20 protein-coding genes are annotated in these 14,330 nt (G+C 72.5%); all 20 read left to right on the plus strand.

Features of this window, described 5'->3' with window-relative positions; all coding sequences use genetic code 11:
• Positions 1-29 precede the first annotated feature (29 nt).
• The 20 genes from NEH16_RS07820 to NEH16_RS07915 all read left to right on the plus strand — a co-directional run bounded on the left by NEH16_RS07820 (position 30) and on the right by NEH16_RS07915 (position 14,277).
• The gene (locus tag NEH16_RS07820) at positions 30-155 is read left to right on the plus strand and encodes a hypothetical protein (protein ID WP_265540477.1); all 126 of its coding nucleotides are present in this window, start codon (positions 30-32) and stop codon (positions 153-155) included.
• Positions 155-970 carry a hypothetical protein gene (locus NEH16_RS07825; protein ID WP_265540479.1) on the plus strand — a complete coding sequence of 272 codons (816 nt, stop codon included), beginning with the start codon at positions 155-157 and terminating at the stop codon, positions 968-970. The genes NEH16_RS07820 and NEH16_RS07825 overlap by 1 nt, the downstream gene beginning before the upstream one ends.
• A complete protein-coding gene (locus NEH16_RS07830) occupies positions 967-1,113 on the plus strand; it encodes a hypothetical protein (protein WP_265540481.1) in 147 nt (48 codons plus the stop codon). Before NEH16_RS07825 ends, NEH16_RS07830 begins: the two co-directional genes overlap by 4 nt.
• 9 nt (positions 1,114-1,122) lie before the next feature.
• Entirely contained in the window at positions 1,123-1,632 is a 510-nt protein-coding gene (locus NEH16_RS07835; RefSeq protein WP_265540483.1) for a hypothetical protein, read from the plus strand.
• Between the two features lie 414 nt (positions 1,633-2,046).
• A complete protein-coding gene (locus NEH16_RS07840) occupies positions 2,047-2,220 on the plus strand; it encodes a hypothetical protein (RefSeq protein WP_265540485.1) in 174 nt (57 codons plus the stop codon).
• Positions 2,221-2,423: 203 nt separating this feature from the next.
• The gene (locus NEH16_RS07845) at positions 2,424-2,678 is read left to right on the plus strand and encodes a hypothetical protein (RefSeq protein ID WP_265540487.1); all 255 of its coding nucleotides are present in this window, start codon (positions 2,424-2,426) and stop codon (positions 2,676-2,678) included.
• 125 nt (positions 2,679-2,803) lie between these two features.
• A complete protein-coding gene (locus tag NEH16_RS07850) occupies positions 2,804-3,538 on the plus strand; it encodes a peptidoglycan recognition protein family protein (RefSeq protein WP_265540489.1) in 735 nt (244 codons plus the stop codon).
• Complete coding sequence (locus tag NEH16_RS07855; RefSeq protein WP_265540493.1) at positions 3,535-3,768, plus strand: hypothetical protein; 234 nt, start codon at positions 3,535-3,537, stop codon at positions 3,766-3,768. The genes NEH16_RS07850 and NEH16_RS07855 overlap by 4 nt, the downstream gene beginning before the upstream one ends.
• 3 nt (positions 3,769-3,771) lie before the next feature.
• Complete coding sequence (locus tag NEH16_RS07860; protein ID WP_265540494.1) at positions 3,772-4,056, plus strand: hypothetical protein; 285 nt, start codon at positions 3,772-3,774, stop codon at positions 4,054-4,056.
• 12 nt (positions 4,057-4,068) lie between these two features.
• Positions 4,069-4,545, plus strand: coding sequence for a hypothetical protein (locus NEH16_RS07865; RefSeq protein ID WP_265540497.1), 477 nt, complete (start codon positions 4,069-4,071; stop codon positions 4,543-4,545).
• Complete coding sequence (locus NEH16_RS07870) at positions 4,542-5,990, plus strand: terminase large subunit domain-containing protein (protein ID WP_265540499.1); 1,449 nt, start codon at positions 4,542-4,544, stop codon at positions 5,988-5,990. The genes NEH16_RS07865 and NEH16_RS07870 overlap by 4 nt, the downstream gene beginning before the upstream one ends.
• A gap of 8 nt (positions 5,991-5,998) precedes the next feature.
• Positions 5,999-6,304, plus strand: coding sequence for a hypothetical protein (locus NEH16_RS07875; protein WP_265540501.1), 306 nt, complete (start codon positions 5,999-6,001; stop codon positions 6,302-6,304).
• Entirely contained in the window at positions 6,304-8,148 is a 1,845-nt protein-coding gene (locus NEH16_RS07880; RefSeq protein WP_265540503.1) for a hypothetical protein, read from the plus strand. Before NEH16_RS07875 ends, NEH16_RS07880 begins: the two co-directional genes overlap by 1 nt.
• Positions 8,145-8,954: a phage minor head protein gene (locus NEH16_RS07885; RefSeq protein WP_265540505.1), complete on the plus strand. Its 810-nt coding sequence runs from the start codon at positions 8,145-8,147 to the stop codon at positions 8,952-8,954. Before NEH16_RS07880 ends, NEH16_RS07885 begins: the two co-directional genes overlap by 4 nt.
• A complete protein-coding gene (locus NEH16_RS07890) occupies positions 8,935-9,180 on the plus strand; it encodes a hypothetical protein (RefSeq protein ID WP_265540507.1) in 246 nt (81 codons plus the stop codon). The genes NEH16_RS07885 and NEH16_RS07890 overlap by 20 nt, the downstream gene beginning before the upstream one ends.
• On the plus strand, positions 9,173-10,300 hold the full coding sequence (locus NEH16_RS07895) for a hypothetical protein (RefSeq protein ID WP_265540510.1): 1,128 nt from the start codon (positions 9,173-9,175) through the stop codon (positions 10,298-10,300). Before NEH16_RS07890 ends, NEH16_RS07895 begins: the two co-directional genes overlap by 8 nt.
• A 333-nt stretch (positions 10,301-10,633) precedes the next feature.
• Positions 10,634-12,406, plus strand: coding sequence for a major capsid protein (locus NEH16_RS07900; RefSeq protein ID WP_265540512.1), 1,773 nt, complete (start codon positions 10,634-10,636; stop codon positions 12,404-12,406).
• A gap of 76 nt (positions 12,407-12,482) precedes the next feature.
• Positions 12,483-13,355, plus strand: a complete 873-nt coding sequence (locus NEH16_RS07905; RefSeq protein ID WP_265540514.1) for a hypothetical protein — start codon at positions 12,483-12,485, stop codon at positions 13,353-13,355.
• Positions 13,352-13,585, plus strand: coding sequence for a hypothetical protein (locus NEH16_RS07910; RefSeq protein WP_265540516.1), 234 nt, complete (start codon positions 13,352-13,354; stop codon positions 13,583-13,585). The genes NEH16_RS07905 and NEH16_RS07910 overlap by 4 nt, the downstream gene beginning before the upstream one ends.
• On the plus strand, positions 13,582-14,277 hold the full coding sequence (locus NEH16_RS07915) for a hypothetical protein (protein WP_265540518.1): 696 nt from the start codon (positions 13,582-13,584) through the stop codon (positions 14,275-14,277). Before NEH16_RS07910 ends, NEH16_RS07915 begins: the two co-directional genes overlap by 4 nt.
• Positions 14,278-14,330 lie beyond the last annotated feature (53 nt).

Raw genomic sequence — 14,330 nt, forward strand, 5'->3', positions numbered from 1 at the left:
CCACAACGCGACGAAGGAGCAGGTCCGCCATGGAGCGTACCCAGACCCTCCGCACCACCACCATCACCATGCCGCCCCAGGCCGCCGGTGACTCCGACCCCGACATGGACGAGGCCCTGCGCCGCGCCCGCGACCCCCGCAAGGCGGTCGCCTGATGCACTGGCCCCGCGTCTCCCCGCTCGTCTACCCGGCCGCCGCGCTGTCCGCCGCGTCCCTCGCCTGGACCACCTGGTCCCTCGTAGACCTCCTCGGCACCGGCCTCATCGGCCTCACCGTCGCCGCCGGTGCGGACGTCGTGTGGGCGTCCGTCATCGCCGCCGAGGCCCGCGGCCTACGCGTCGCCGGGAAGCGCTGGATCGTCACCACGATCGGGTGGGCCGCGCTCCTCGCCGTCGCCGGACTCCTCGTCTGGCACGGCATCCGGTCCGGCAGTGTCCCCGTGGCCGCCGCCGGGCCCCTTCTGCCCCTCGGGGCGAAGGTGGTGTGGCTGCTGGCCCTGGTCGACGGCCGGGACCCGGCCGCGCTCACCGACGACGAACAGGCCGTGATCGCCCGCATGGAGCGCGGGCTCGCCTTCGAGGAAGCCCGGCACCGCGTCGAGATGCGGCGCCGCGAGATGGATGCCGAACTCCAGCTCGCCGAGGTGGACGTGGACTTCCGCATCGAGCGGGATCGCCAGGACAAGGGCCGCGAGCTTGCCCGCCGAGCACCGATCGCGATCGCCCCGGTCACACCCGAACAGCCCCCGATCACCGCGAGCACGCCCCCGATCGCCCCGGCGCCCGCACCGGCCCCGACCAGCGCGAGCATCGCCGATCTCGCCCGCGATCACGTCGCGATCCACGCGACCAACCTGGCCGCCACCGAAGCGATCTGCTCGCTGCGCCCCGACGCTGATCGGCCGTCCGTCGCCGCCGCTGTTCGCCGTGCTCGCCGCAACCTCGACGGACGCACCGGCGGCTACGGATGACTGCCCTCCACTGGCTCTTCCCGGTCGCCGCCGTCGGTGCCGCCGCCATCCTCACCGCGCTCGCCGAGCCCGTCCCCCGACGCGCCGGCGCCCTCGCCCTCGTGCTCACCCTCGCGGCCCTCGGGGTCGCCATCCTCCACTGAGGACACCCCATGCAGATCGTCACCTTCGGCGGAGTCACCCTCGGACTCTGCATCCTCATCGTCACCCTTGTCCGCTGGTACCCCGGCTACCGCACCCTCCGCAAGAAGCCCATGCCGTTCGTCGGCCAGCTCCTCCCGTTCCTGCTCGCCTGGGCGTACGGCGTCCTCGCGATCCTCACCGTCGGCGGCCTCATCGGCCGGATCGCAGACGCCACGCTCTGGATCTCCAACTGGCTCGGCGACGTTGCCCTGGTCTGGGGTGTCGGCGTTGACCGCGGCCAGAGCGCCACCGGCCACACGTACCTTCCCCTCACCCAGACCGGCAGCGCCCTCGTCCTCATCCTCACCGCCGCCATGGTCGTCGGCGCGAAGAAGTCGAAGTACGGCAGCGACCTCAAGTCGGGTGCCTGGTGCGGCATCTGCCTCGGTACGTCGGCCGGCGTCGCCGGGTTCGCCGCCGTACCCCTCGCTACCGTCATCAACCACATCGGCGACACGCTCTATGGGGCCGTCGCGTGAGCCGCGGAAAGACGCCCGAGCCCGAGCCGGAAGAGCCCGCCGAGGATGAGCAGGAGGAGCCCGCCGGGGGTGGCGGTGTGGCCGGGGCGCTCGTCCTTACCGTCCTCGGCGCGGCCGGGCTTGGGGGCGTGTACGCCGCGTCCCCGGCCGCTGCGGTCGGCGCCGTGTGGGTGCTCGGAGCGGGCGCCCTGTGGAAGGCCGCACGATCTGTGCCCCGTGCAGCTAACCCCGCTCCCCCACCGGCCTCAGAAGGGGCTGACGACACAAATCCCCAGTTCACGATCGTGGAGGACCGAGAGGGGCACTGCACCGTCCAGTGGACCAAGAGGGGGTGACGGTTGCCCGATCCGCCCGGCCCGTACGGGCGGTGAGGGGAGCCGGACAGCCCGGCCCCACCCATCGAAGGGACACACCATGGGCTTCTTCAAGGACCGCGCCAACGAGGTCACCACCGCCGTCGAGAACGGCGACACCCAGCAGATCGGCAACGCCATCATCGGCGCCATGCTCGAAGGCGGCGGCAGCTACTCCGACAACATCGCCTTCCTCACCGAGGCCGTCGAAGCCAACAAGACCGACAAGCGCTGATCCGTCCCCGTTGTCAGTGCTCGGCGCTACCGTGAAAAGTGGTGGCACCCGTCACCGACCGTACTGATCGCGCTGGCTGCCGAACTGCTACGGACCCGATGCCCCCGCCACCTCCCCCGGCGGGGGCATCGGCACGCCTGCACAGGCTCGACACACCACCCCCACACCCGGCACACTCACCCCACCACCAAGGGGGAGCCGCCATGCACCAACAGCGCTACGTCCAACGCCGTGGGGCCAACCACGGCCTGCACATCGTCCTGACCGTCCTCACCTGCGGGCTGTGGGCGATCACCGGCTGGCCCATCGCCGCCGCCATGGGCCGCAAGACCGTCACCACCATCCCGGCCCCGCCGCTACCGCCCGGCCCCTACCCGCCGCAACAGCCGTACCAGGCCCCGCCGTTCTACGGCCAGCAGCCCCCACCCCCACAGCAAGGCTGGCCACCCCACCAGTAACCCCCGCAGCCCCCGCGCCCGCCGGCCGGGGGCTTTCCCATGCCCCGCGCGGGTACCATGCCCCCACATGACCGTAAGGGGTGCACAATGGCACTGACCCTTACCAGCCGTAGCGAGGAGCAGCGATGGCCCGCATGCCCGGCGCCACCTTCCACCGCGTCCGCAACTACACCGCCGACGGCCAGCAGTCCGTCCGCGGCGTCGTCGTCCACATCATGGCCGGGACGCTGGAGGGCTCCCAGGCGTGGTTCAACAACGCCACCGCCCAGGCGTCCAGCCACTTTGGGACCGGCAAGGATGGCGAGCTCCGGCAGTGGGTCGACACCGCCGACCGCGCGTGGGCCCAGTCCGCCGGCAACCGGGACTGGCTGTCCGTGGAGAACGAGGGAGTCGGCGGGGACGCCCTGACGGACGCCCAGATCACCGCGAACGCCCGCGTCCTCGCCTGGGCCCACCGCGAGTACGGCGTGCCCCTCCAGCTTGCCAAGTCGCCCAGCGACCGCGGCCTCGGCTACCACGCCATGGGCGGCGCCGCCTGGGGCGGACACACCTCCTGCCCCGGCCCGAAGATCGTCGCCCAACTCCCCACCATCGTCGCCCGAGCGAAGGCGCTCGTGGCCAACACTCAGGAGACCCCCGTGGCCGACCTCACCGCCAAGGACGTTTGGCTCTACAAGGGCAAGGACGAGACCAGCGACGTGTACGCCTACGTCCGCAACACCAAGGCCGTCGTGGACGACATCAAGGCCGACGTGATCCGCGTCGGCGGGCAGGTCGCCGAGCAGCGCACCACCCTCACCGCGATCTTCACCCTCCTCAAGAGCGTGTCCGACCGCCTCGACGCACTGGAGGCGAAGTGAACACCCGCACCCTCCTCCTCGACGCCACCGAGCGCGCGGGCTGGACCGGCGCCCAAGCAGCCCTCGGCGTCCTCACCACCGACCTCGCCGACATACCCATCTGGTGGGCCGTCCCCGTCGCCCTCGCCCTCTCGAGCGCGAAGGGCTGGGTTGCCGGACGTCTCGGCCGCAAGGGCACCGCGTCCACCCTCCCCGCCGGAGCCGACCCCGCCAGCACCCGGACGGTGTAACCCATGACCCCGCAGGAGGTAACCACCGTGGCCGTGGAACTCGAACGCCTGCGCGGGGCAGTCGACACCGGGTTCGCGACACTCAACGGCCGCCTCGACACCGCCCTCCAACGCACCAGCCAAGCCGAGAAGGACATAGCCGACCTGGAGACCAAGGTCGACAAGGGCCTCGAATCCCTCGACGGGCGCGTCACCTCCCTGGAACGCGCCCGCTGGCCCCTCCCCACCATCGGCGCCCTCACCGGCGTAGCCGGAGCCGTCACCGCAGTACTCGCCCTCATCCGATAGGAGGCACCGCCCATGGCCGACGACTACGTCTGGACCCGCCGCGAAGACGAGACCAGCCCGGCCTACGAGGCGTTCCGCACCTACCTCGGCATGGGCACCAAACGCACTCTGGCCGCAGTCGGGGAGGCGTTGGGAAAATCCGCCGCGCTGATGGAGCGCTGGTCCGCCACCCACGACTGGCGTGCCCGCGTCCTCGCCCACGACCAGTACATGGCGTCGGCTGCCACGGACGGGCTCGCCTCGCAGATGGCGTCCGCCCGCGACGACAACCTGGAGCTGGCCGCCACGCTCCGGGCCCACCTCACCACCCAGCTCCACACCGCCATGCAGAACGGCGACGACCCCTCCGTCCGCTGGTCCCAGGCCCTTGCCGCCATGGTGCGCCTGGAGGAGCACGCCTTCCGGCTCAAGGACGACCCCAAGACGTCCCAGCTCCGCGACCGGGCCAAGGAGCTTGTGCGCCGCCTCGAAGAGGCAGGCCGCCAGTGACCTTCCCTGTAGAGGCCCTGGACCGCCTCACTCCAGGCGAGCTGGAGGAGTTCGTCCAGGGCGCAGAGAAGGTCGTTCAGGACCGGGAGGCCGGCAAGGTCCCGTGGCTGTGCGACATCCCCGACTGCGACGGACAGCCCCACCCCGGACGCCAGGGCCGACACTCCCGCGCCGCCCAACGCCCCCCGGCCACGGCGTGGGACGTGTGGATGGCCCTCGCCGGACGCGGCTGGGGAAAGACCCGTACCGGCGCCGAGTGGGTCATCAGCAAGGCCCGCACCCCCGGCACCCGCGGCGCCCTCATCGGACCCACCGCCGCCGACACCCGAGACATCCTCGTGGAAGGCGAGTCCGGCATCCTCGCCTGCGCCCCCGCCACCTTCCGCCCCGAGTACCAGCCCTCCAAGCGCCGCCTGGTCTACCCCAACGGGTCCATCCAGACCTGCTACAGCGCAGACGAGCCCGACCGCCTACGTGGCCCCCAGCACCACTACGGCTGGTTCGATGAGCTGGCCGCGTGGCGGTACCTCCAGCAGGCGTGGGACATGGCCCAGCTTGGCATGCGCCTTGGCGAGCACCCCCAGATCTGCATCACGACCACCCCCCGGCCGCTGCCGCTGGTGAAGCAGCTCCTCGTGGACCCGGGCTGCGCCACCGTCCGCGGCTCCACGTACGACAACCTCCACAACCTCGCCCCGTCCTTCCAGCGGGCCGTCGTCGCCAAGTACGAGGGGACGACCTTGGGGCGGCAGGAGCTGGACGCCGAGGTCTTGGAGGACCTGCCCGGCGCCCTGGTGGCCCGGCACCTCATCGACGCCGCACGGGTGCGCCCCGAGGACGTGCCGGAGCTCATCAGCATCGTCGTCGGGTTGGACCCCGCCGGTACATCCCGCGGCGACGAGACCGGCCTGATCGTCGCCGGGTGGGGCGCCGACAAGCACCACTACGTCATGGCCGACGCGTCCCGCCGTCGGACCCCGGACGAGACGGCACGGGCCGCGTACGCCCTCCTGGAGCAGCACGGCGCGGTGAAGGTGGTGGTGGAGGACAACGGCGGCAAGGACTGGATCGAGAACGTCCTCCAGCGGGTCTGGCGGGACCTCCACGGCGACAACGCCGGGCCCGCCCCGATCCAGCGCGTCAACGCCGCCCAGGGCAAGAAGCTGAGGGCGCAGCCGGTGGCGATGCTGTACGAGCAGGGGCGTGTCCACCACGTTGGCTCGCTGCCCGAGCTGGAGGACCAGCTCACCACCTGGATCCCCGAAGAAGACCCGAACAGCCCGGACCGGATCGACGCGATGGTGCACGCCGTCACCCACCACATGCGCCGCGACCGCCGCTCCGCCGCCCTTGTGTCCCCGCATCGTGCCGCCCGCGAGCGCCGCACCCCCGCCGTCCACCCAGCCCTCGCAGCCCGCCAAGCGGCGCAGCGCCGCGCCTCGTAGGAGCCCCGATGCCCGCCCACTTCACGGCGTCCCTCGTCCTGTTCAACGCCATCCTCGCGGCCGCCCGCCTAACCCGGCTCGTCACCCGCGACCGCATCACCCAGGCTCCCCGCGAGTGGGCGCTGCGCCGCCTGCCCGATGGGCACCTGTTGGCGTACCTGGTGATGTGCGACTGGTGCGTGTCCGTGTACGTCGGCGCCGTCACCGCCACCGCGTGGGTCGTGTGGGGCGACGAGCGCCTGTTCATCGGCATCACCGCCGCGCTCGCCATGAGCCACGTCACCGGGTGGCTCGCTGCCCGAGAGGAGTCCTGATGCCCCTGCTCCGCCGCCGCGCCCGCACCGAGCCCCAGGCCCCGCCGAGGGCCATCGCAGCCGCCGCCATGCCCATGTCCGGGCCCGGCGTCCTCCGTGCCTCCCGCGCCCGCAAGCAGACGTCGAACCAGGACTGGCAGCGCGAGGGCTGGTACTACTTCGACGTCATCGGCGAGCTGCGCGGCCCCCTCGTGTGGATCGCGAACGCCGTGTCACAGGCCGACGTCCACGCCACCGAGCTGGACCCCGAGACCGGCAAGCCCACCGGGCCCAGCGACAACCCGATGGCCAAGGCCGCCGCCGCCCAGGTCCTCGGCGGTGCGGCACGGCGCGGCGGGCTCCTCCGTGTCCTCGCGCTCTGCTGGCAGGTCCCCGGGGAGGCATGGGTCATCGTCAAGCCCACCCCCAAGCGCCGCGGCCAGCCCCAGCCCGACGAGTGGATCGTCCTGCCCCCGTCCAAGGTGAAGGCAAAGGGCAGCGGCGACAACGCCCGGTGGGAGTACACCGACCCCATGACCGGCGCCGACGTGGCCCTGGAGCCGAGCGCGCGCCTGTTCCGGATCTGGTGCCCCCACCCCGCCGACTACATCCAGGCCGACTCCGCGGTCCGGCCGGCGCTGCCCATCTGCCGCGAGGTGGAGAAGGCGTCGCAGAACATCGCGGGCCGCCTCGACTCCCGCCTCGCTTCCGCCGGGCTGCTCGCGCTCGCCGACGACCTCGACTTCCCCAAGGGCGAGCACGAGACGACGGCCATGGCGTTCATGGACGAACTACTGGCCGCCGCCGAGACCGGCATTCAGCAGCCGGGCACCGCCGCCGCCGTCGTCCCGCTCGTCTTCAACGCCCCGGGCGAGCTGATCGCCAACGGCGGTGCGGCCGCGTTCATCGACACGGCCACCGAGTTCGTTACGTCCGTCGTGGAGCTGCGTGACAACGCCCTCGCCCGCCTCGCCGCGACCCTCGACATGCCCCGCGACGTCGCGGCCGGCACCCAGGGCGAGTCCAACCACTGGTCGGCGTGGCAGGTGGAGGAGTCCACGTACAAGATCTTCATCGAGCCGCTACTGAAGGAGATCGGCGACGCCATCACGCAGGAATGGTTCCGGCCCGCCCTCGTCGCCATGGGCATGGACGCGGACCAGGCGGAGGCGTACGAGATCGGGTGGGACACCACCGCGATCGTCGCCCGCCCCGACGACACCGAGAACCTGCGCGACCTTCACGACCGGCTCCTCATCAGCGACGAGTACATGCTGACGGAGAACGGGGTCCCGGAGGATGCCCGGCCGGACGACGCCGAGTACACGAAGCGGCTGTTGGAGAAGCTGGTCACCGGCGCGCCGTCGCTCCTCAGCGACCCGAACGTGGCCCGGGCCATGGGGGTGGAGGTGACGGTGGCCCCGGCCGCCACGGGCGTGTCTGGAGAGGTGACGGGCGGCGAGCTGGAGGCGCCCGCCCAGCCGGAGCAGCGCGCCCTCCCGGCCACGCAGGGCGCCGAGCCCGCCCCGGCGGACGTCCCTGACGGGCTGGTCGCGGCGGCCGAGCTGCTGGTGTTCGACGCCCTCTCCCGCGCCGGGGGGCGGCTCATCACCCGCGAGAACCGGGGCCAGCACAACGACACCCCGAAGTGGGAGCTGCACACGGTCATCGCGACCGCCGACCCGGGCGCCCTGCTGCGGGACAGCTTCCAGTTCTCCGACCGGGTTGCGGACGCGTACGGCATCAACTCCGTGGCCCTGGACGCCGTGCTGCTGGCCTACACCCGGTCGCTGCTGGCCGACGGCCGGGCGCACGACCGGGACCTCCTCACGGCCCGGCTGCGGCTCATGGACCGGCGCCGATGACCACCCCGCCGGACGACTTCCTGCCCGCACGGCTGCGCGCCCTCGCGTTCATCCGGCAGGGCGAGCAGCGCATCGGCACCGCCTGGTTCCGGGCCCTCACCCGGTGGCTGGACCGGACCCGGCCCGCCGTCACCCGCGGCGGCGGTGTCGACCCGGCCCGTGTCGGTGACCATCGCCAGTTCTGGACCGACGAGGTCAACGTGGAGATCATGCCCGTCGTCGCCGGGGTCCTCGAGGACGCGTGGCGGCGCGTCACCCGGGCCGGGGACCCCGCCTCGGACCCGTGGACGGCCGACTACCTCAACGAGGCAGGCAACCGCCTCGTACGCCTCCCTGACGAGGTGTACGCCCTGATCGTGACGGAGGTGGAGCGGGGCATCCGCGAGCAGGACGACATCCCCACCATCACCGCCGCCGTCGACCGGGTGCTGACCGCAACGGGCAGCGAGCGGTGGCCGAACCGGGCGCACGTCGTCGCCCGCACCGAGACCATGGCCGCCGTCAACGGCGGCGTGTTCCGGGCCGCTGTGCTGGACGCTGAGCAGCGCGGCGACCCCGCCCCGTTCAAAGCGTGGCTCGCCACCGCCGACGCCCGGACCCGGCCGACGCACCGCGACGCCGACCACCAACGCACCCTGCTCACCTCCCCGTTCGTGGTGGGCGGGGCGCAGCTCATGTACCCCGGGGACCCGCGCGGCCCCGCCCAAGAGGTCATCCAGTGCCGGTGCACCATGCTGCCCGTCGTACTGGGCGAACCCATCGACTGGACCAGCAGAGGAGGCCGTGATGACGGCGTTTCAAGGTGACGCCCTGGTTGGCGTCCCGAGCTTGATGCCGACGGAGGAAGTGCCGCTGCCACCCCTCGACGAGTGGATCGCCAACGCGGCGGCCCAGATGCAGCGGGATGCCGTTCGGCAGGCTGAGGAGGCTGGCGCGGTGTCCCTTCGATACGTCGGCGTGACCTTCGAGCCTGACGGGAACGGCGGCTACACCATGAACGGAGAGTGGGAGATGGGGGTGCCCCGTGGCTAGGACTTGGAACGCGGTGCTGGCCCGGCTGGGCGTGCCCACCGGCGACGGCCGCATCATCGACCCCGCAGGCGGCAGCAGCCGCGACCTGCCGCTGCCGCTCATGTGGCAGGAGCTGTCCGACGACGGGCACGGCGGGTCCCGCGTCGTCGGCCGGATCGAGACGATGCGGATCGCGGACGGCATGGTCACCGCCACCGGCCGCCTGCTGGACGACATCCCGTACGCCGTCACCGAGCAGCTGGAGGCGGGGATCATCGGCCCGTCGGTGGACCTGGACGACATCGAGTACGTGATGGACGAGGACGAGCGCATCGTGATCACGCAGTGGCGCGTGGCCGGGGCAACGCTGGTGTCCATCCCCGCTTTCGCGGATGTGTCGCTCACGCTCGACCCGGAGCCGGCCGAACCGCTCATCGAGCCCGAGCCCGTCGTGGCGGACGCCCTGTGGGCTGCCGCCGGGCCCGAACCGCTGCCCCCGGCCGACTGGTTCGCCGCCCCCTCGTTCGACCGGCTGACGCCGCTCACGGTCACCCCGGAGGGCCGGGTGTTCGGGCACGTCGCGGGCTGGTCGACCTGCCATGTCGGGTTGCCGGGGTGCGTGACCCCGCCGTCGTCGCCCTCCGGCTACTCGTACTTCCACGTCGGGGAGCAGCGCCTCGCGGACGGCACCGTGACCCCCGCCGGGACGCTCGTGGCCGGGCCGAGGCACGCCGACCTCGCGGCCGGTTTCCAGGCGGCGCAGCAGCACTACGACGACCCCGCCGCCGCCGTCGCCCGCGTGATCGCCGGGGAGGACGAGCACGGAGTGTGGGTGGCCGGGTGGCTGCTCCCCGGGGCCGCGCCCGAGGCGGTGGAGACGTTCAAGTCCAGCCCCGTCAGCGGGGACTGGCGGCGGATCGGCGGGGCGCTGGAGCTGATCGGGGTGTGCTCGGTCAACGTGCCCGGGTTCCCCACGCCGCGGGCCCGGGTGGCGTTCAGCGCGGGCGCTCAGCGGGCGCTCGTCGGCGCCTTCGGCATCACGCCCCGCACGGAGGTCCCGGCCGTCGTGTCGGAGCCGATCACCAACGACTCGGAGCGCGCGCGGCTGGCGTGGGCGCTCGCAACCACGAAGGAGCACTGACATGGCCGGATGCTGCGGGCAGGCGAAGCCGAAGCAGGACTACCTCATCACGTACAAGAGCGGCAGGACCGAGCGGGTGGCGGCCGACCAGGGCTTGATCACCGTCCGCCAGAAGATCATCAAGGGGGTGGGGGCACCTTCCGCATGGTCCCCAAGCAGTAAGGGTTGCTGCTCGATCACAACCCTTACTGCATGTAAGACCCCAACCAGCGGGGCGTCCATTACACAAACGGCGCCCCGCTGGTCTACCCTGACCCCGTACCCCGGTGCTGGCGGTGGGCCGACCGGTGAACGACGTGACGCATCCGTCTGCCACCGAGAGGAGCACCCGTCATGGCAGATGACCCGAACACCCAGACGCCCGAGCCCGAGGCCCCGGCCGCGTTCGACCCGGCAACCGCCACGGACGACGCCCTCTACGCCGAGTACTCCCGGGTCCGCACCGAGGGGCAGGAGCTGGCCGCGCAGGCCGACGCCGACCCCGCCCGGCTCACCGAGCTGGCCGCCGCGATCCCCGCCCTCCGCGCCGAGATCGACGCCCGCCAGGCCCGAGCCGCCGAGGTCTCCGCCGCACGCGATGCGTTCAGCGCGCTGCCCGAGCTGGCCGCACCGGCCCCGGTCGCACCGGCCGCACCCGAGCCCGCCGCCGACCCGGCGCCCGAACCCGTCGCCCCGGTCCCGTCCGTCTCGGAGATGTCCGCACAGACGCGCCCCGTCCCCGCCCGCACCGAGCCCGAGCGCCGCGGCGACCGCATCACCGTCGCCCTGTCCTCCGACGCCGCCGGCGCCCTGCGCCGCGACCCGGGCGACTCCACCACCGTCCGCGAGATCGGCGAAGCCTCCACCCGCCTGTTCTCCCAGTTCGGGACATCCCGCTCCGGCGGCGGCATCCGCGCCTCCCGGGCCCTGGCCACGTTCCAGCGCGACCGCGGCACCGAGCTGACCCTGACCGGCGACCGCGAGCACGACGCGACCGTCGTCGCCCACGCCCGCTCGCAGTCCCGCCTGTCCGGCGGTGGCCTGATGCAGGCGTGGCAGGAGTCCGTCAAGGCCGGCGGCGACGGCATGGGCGCCCTCACCGCGGCCGCCGGGTGGTGCGCCCCGTCCGAGAACCGGTACGAGCTGTGCTCGCTGTGGACGTCCGACGGCATGCTGGACCTCCCGACGACCACCGCCCCGCGCGGCGGCATCAACTACAGCCGCGACTGGTCGTGGGCGCAGATCATGGACGCGTCCCTCACCTCGTTCACCCGCCTCACCGAGGCCGAGGTGATCGCCGGAGAGACGAAGGACTGCACCACCCTGCCGTGCCCGACGTTCGAGGACCGGCGCCTGGACGTCGCCGTCACCTGCATCACCGGCTCGTTCCTCCAGGACGTCGGCTACCGCGAGAACGTCGCCACCCTCATCGACGGCCTCACGCTCAAGCACGAGCGCATGGTGAACCAGGACGTCATCTCCCAGATCCTCACCGAGGCCGGGACCGCGATCGTCATCCCGGCGCAGGGCGCGACCGCCCCGGGGTCGGGCCCAGACTCGTCCGCCGTGTCCAGCATCCTGGCCGCCCTGGACGTGGCCGCGATCGACATGCGGTACCGCGAGCAGATGTCCGAGACCCAGGTGCTGGAGGCCGTCCTCCCGCAGTGGGTCCTCGCCCAGTGGCGGGCCGACATCGGACGCCGCAACGCGTGGCACACCGACCCGTTCGCCCTCGCCAACGCCACGATCATGAGCTGGTTCTCGGTCCGGAACATCCGCCCGCAGTTCATCCGCGGATGGCAGGACGCCCAGTCCGGCCTGTCCGGTGGCCCCGGCGACATCACCGCCCCGATCACGCCCATCACGGCCCTGCCGACGACGGTGGACTTCCTGCTGTACCCGGCCGGCGCGATCGTCCTGGCCCGCCAGGACGTCATCACGCTCACCAACGTGTACGACAGCACGAACCTGTCGCAGAACCTGTACACGGCCCTGTTCATGGAGGAGGGCTACGCGCCGATCTTCCCTTGCGGTGAGGTCCGCCGGTACACGGCGAACGCGTGCCCGTCGGGTGCGACCGGTGCCCAGGTCTGGACGTCGTGCGCCGCCCCGGCCGAAGCCGCCTGACCCCTACCCCTGATCCGGCGCCGCCCTTCCGTCCCCACGGGGGCGGCGCCACCCAGGACCCAGGAGAGGAGGGGACATGGCAGTCATCCTGACGAATCCGCAGGAGGTGGCGGCTCCGGCCCCACCGGCTCGGCGGCGGGGGCTGTTCGACGCTGCGGTCATGCCCGGCGCGGCGCCCGCCAGCGTGGTCGCGTCCGGGCTGACGTTCGCGGCTGAGGACTGCGGCGTGGCCGTCAGCCTGTACAACCCGAGCTGCGAACCCCCGCAGCCTGAGAAGCCGTTCGTGCCGGGGATGCAGTGGGTGGAGGCGGCCCCGTACTGGGCGCTGACGACGTACCAGTGCGGCACGGTCGGCACGAGCCCGGCCGACGTCGCACGCCGCGTCCGGCGCCGCTACGACGCCGGGGTGCAGTGGGCGATCGAGTCCACCGTGTGGACCGGCAACGGCATGGCCGGCGTGCCGAACCTGGCCACCGCCGACTCCACCACCGTCGTCCCCACCGCGCCCGGTGCCGGGGCCGCGATCGCCGCACTGGAGCAGGCGTTCTACGACGAGCACGGCTACGTCGGCACCATCCACATGAACACCGCCGGGTACGCCGCCGCGCAGTACGCCGGGCTGGTGACCGCCCAGGGCGGCGCCGGTGCGCTCCGGACCCCGCTTGGCTCGCTGTGGTCGTTCGGCGCCGGGTACGGCGTCAGCGGCCCGGACGGCGAAGCGCCGGCGGCCGGGTTCGTGTGGGCATTCATGACCCCGCAGGTCTACCTGTGGGAGACCCCCGTCCCGCAGCCGGACCCGGTACAGACCCTGGACCGGCTCCAGAACCAGTGGATGGCCGTGTCCGAGTCGGTGTGGGTGCATGCGTGGCTGTGCGACACCGTCATGGCCGTGCAGGTCCCGGTCGCGGCCCCGGCGACGGTGGACATCACCCCGGCGGTGGCGCCGTGACGGCCCGCGGCTGGCAGCCGATCGTCCCGGGGGCGGGTGAAGCGCAGGAGGTGGCACGCCTGCTGCTCCGGCTGGCGGACGACCCGGCTCACGTCCGTACCCAGCGCGGCGGCTCCGAGTTTCTGGTGCCGCCGTACCTCGCCGCCCGGTTCACCGAGCCCGAGCCCGACCCCAAGCCGAAGCCGAAGAGGCAGCCGCGCGCGCGGCGTACCAAGGAGAGTGGATCATGACTCAGTGTGCAGCTCTGTCGCGCGGCCGCATGATGCGGCTGACGCGGCTTGATGACTGCGGGGCACCCGTCCCCGGCCCCACCGGCTCGCTGGTGAGCAAGGGCTTCGTCCAGGTGGTGGCCACCCCGGTCTACCAGGACCAGGAGGACATCACCCAGACCGACGCCAACGGCGACACCTGCGTGGACGACCAGTCCGACCCGGCGCTGCGGTGGCTGACGCTCCAGATCGACCTGTGCAACATCGACCCGGACGCGGTCAACATCATCACGGGGGCGCCGCTCGTCGCGAACGACGCCACCGTTCCCGAGCCCGTCGGGTTCCGGTGGGACGCGGCCACGCTCGGCACCGCGAACTTCGCGCTGGAGATCTGGTCCGGCATCAGCGGCCAGGCGTGCACCGGCGGTGAGCCCAGCTACGGGTACTGGCTGTACCCGTTCGTCGTGCAGGCGCAGATCAACGAGTACACGGTGGCGAACGCTGCGCTGACGCTGTCGATGACGGCACGCACGTCCGCGGGGTCGCAGTGGGACGTCGGTCCGTACGACGTGCGGCGCGACGCCACCACCCCCGCCACCCTCGAACCGCTCCTCACCCCGATCGGTGCGACGCAGCACGGCCACTTCGAGATCACCTCGGCTCCGCTGCCCACCCCGGGCTGTGGCGCGGTCGAGCTCCCCGAACCGGCCTGACGGGCGCCCGGCGGGCGGGGACGGCTCCCCTCGCCCGCCGGGACCAACCCTTG

This window comes from Streptomyces drozdowiczii (genome assembly GCF_026167665.1).
Classification (GTDB): Bacteria; Actinomycetota; Actinomycetes; order Streptomycetales; family Streptomycetaceae; genus Streptomyces; species Streptomyces drozdowiczii_A.

What these genes read in the sequence shown, in the direction of transcription:
- NEH16_RS07905 (WP_265540514.1), top strand. Translation starts at nt 12,483, where the DNA reads ATGGCAGTCATCCTGACGAATCCGCAGGAGGTGGCGGCTCCGGCCCCA.
- NEH16_RS07880 (WP_265540503.1), top strand. Translation starts at nt 6,304, where the DNA reads ATGCCCCTGCTCCGCCGCCGCGCCCGCACCGAGCCCCAGGCCCCGCCG.
- NEH16_RS07900 (WP_265540512.1), top strand. Translation starts at nt 10,634, where the DNA reads ATGGCAGATGACCCGAACACCCAGACGCCCGAGCCCGAGGCCCCGGCC.
- NEH16_RS07860 (WP_265540494.1), top strand. Translation starts at nt 3,772, where the DNA reads ATGACCCCGCAGGAGGTAACCACCGTGGCCGTGGAACTCGAACGCCTG.
- NEH16_RS07830 (WP_265540481.1), top strand. Translation starts at nt 967, where the DNA reads ATGACTGCCCTCCACTGGCTCTTCCCGGTCGCCGCCGTCGGTGCCGCC.
- NEH16_RS07820 (WP_265540477.1), top strand. Translation starts at nt 30, where the DNA reads ATGGAGCGTACCCAGACCCTCCGCACCACCACCATCACCATGCCGCCC.
- NEH16_RS07850 (WP_265540489.1), top strand. Translation starts at nt 2,804, where the DNA reads ATGGCCCGCATGCCCGGCGCCACCTTCCACCGCGTCCGCAACTACACC.
- NEH16_RS07845 (WP_265540487.1), top strand. Translation starts at nt 2,424, where the DNA reads ATGCACCAACAGCGCTACGTCCAACGCCGTGGGGCCAACCACGGCCTG.
- NEH16_RS07840 (WP_265540485.1), top strand. Translation starts at nt 2,047, where the DNA reads ATGGGCTTCTTCAAGGACCGCGCCAACGAGGTCACCACCGCCGTCGAG.
- NEH16_RS07915 (WP_265540518.1), top strand. Translation starts at nt 13,582, where the DNA reads ATGACTCAGTGTGCAGCTCTGTCGCGCGGCCGCATGATGCGGCTGACG.
- NEH16_RS07865 (WP_265540497.1), top strand. Translation starts at nt 4,069, where the DNA reads ATGGCCGACGACTACGTCTGGACCCGCCGCGAAGACGAGACCAGCCCG.
- NEH16_RS07890 (WP_265540507.1), top strand. Translation starts at nt 8,935, where the DNA reads ATGACGGCGTTTCAAGGTGACGCCCTGGTTGGCGTCCCGAGCTTGATG.
- NEH16_RS07875 (WP_265540501.1), top strand. Translation starts at nt 5,999, where the DNA reads ATGCCCGCCCACTTCACGGCGTCCCTCGTCCTGTTCAACGCCATCCTC.
- NEH16_RS07835 (WP_265540483.1), top strand. Translation starts at nt 1,123, where the DNA reads ATGCAGATCGTCACCTTCGGCGGAGTCACCCTCGGACTCTGCATCCTC.
- NEH16_RS07825 (WP_265540479.1), top strand. Translation starts at nt 155, where the DNA reads ATGCACTGGCCCCGCGTCTCCCCGCTCGTCTACCCGGCCGCCGCGCTG.
- NEH16_RS07885 (WP_265540505.1), top strand. Translation starts at nt 8,145, where the DNA reads ATGACCACCCCGCCGGACGACTTCCTGCCCGCACGGCTGCGCGCCCTC.